Origin of the sequence: Candidatus Protofrankia californiensis, assembly GCF_900634765.1 — a bacterium.
GTDB lineage: Bacteria > Actinomycetota > Actinomycetes > Frankiales > Frankiaceae > Protofrankia > Protofrankia californiensis.
The window spans coordinates 5076-5944 of sequence record NZ_CAAAFT010000073.1 but is presented as its reverse complement, the minus strand read 5'-3'; the positions used below and the strand labels follow the sequence as shown (position 1 = coordinate 5944).

The window sequence follows — 869 nt, the reverse complement described above, 5'->3', positions numbered from 1 at the left end:
CGCGAAGGCGTATTGGCGGCAACTGCCTTCCAGCCCGGAGTTCGTCGTGTTGTTCGTGCCCGCCGAGGCATTCCTCTCACCGGCGCTGGACAAGGACCCGACCCTGCTGGAGCACGCTGCCACGAAAAAGGTCGTCATCGCGACTCCGACCACTCTGATCGCGATGCTGCGAACAGTCGCCCATGCGTGGACCCAGGAGGCGCTCACCAGCCGGACCCGGGAGATCTCCGAGCTGGGCAGAGATCTTTATACCCGCCTCGGCACGCTCGGCGAACATGTGGACAGGCTCGGCCGTTCACTGAGCCGGACCGTGACCGACTTCAACGCGGCGGTGGGATCTCTGGAGAGCCGCGTGCTGGTGCCGGCACGCAGGCTTGCCGCCATGGAGGTGGTGGAGAACGTCCTGGCGACACCGTCGCCGGTGGAAACCGGCGTGCGAGCCTTGTCCGCGACCGAACTCGCGGGTAATGCTGGCGGCACATATGGGTGATGTTGTCGAAGGCTTCAGGGTCATCACCGAAAGTGATGCCTGCGGCTGCCTCACGCAGCGATAGCACTCGCCGGTGATACCTGAGACGACGCCGGGCGGTACCTTGCCCAAGTGAACTCGCCGCCCCGTCGTTCGTCGACCGGTCCGTCCGGCCGCGCCGGAGGTATCGGCCCTCCGGCCGGCCAACGCGGACGAATCCAGGGTCGACGCAACAACGACGGGACGCCCACGGTGGTAACGGGCAGCAGGCGCGGTCTGACCGTGCTCGGCGCCGCCATCCTGCTCATCCTGGCCGGGACGGTCGGCGCAACCATCGACGTGGTTCTGTCCGGTTCCCCGGGAGTCGCCTTCGGAGTCCTGTTCGTCACCGGTTGCATCC

The 869-nt window shown here is 66.7% G+C and carries 1 protein-coding gene; it reads left to right on the top strand.

Annotation, left to right across the window (positions count from 1 at the left end; translation table 11 throughout):
• On the top strand, nucleotides 1-490 hold a 490-nt coding region (locus DD1DGNOD_RS04600), incomplete at its 5' end, for a DNA recombination protein RmuC (protein ID WP_131769527.1).
• Nucleotides 491-869 lie beyond the last annotated feature (379 nt).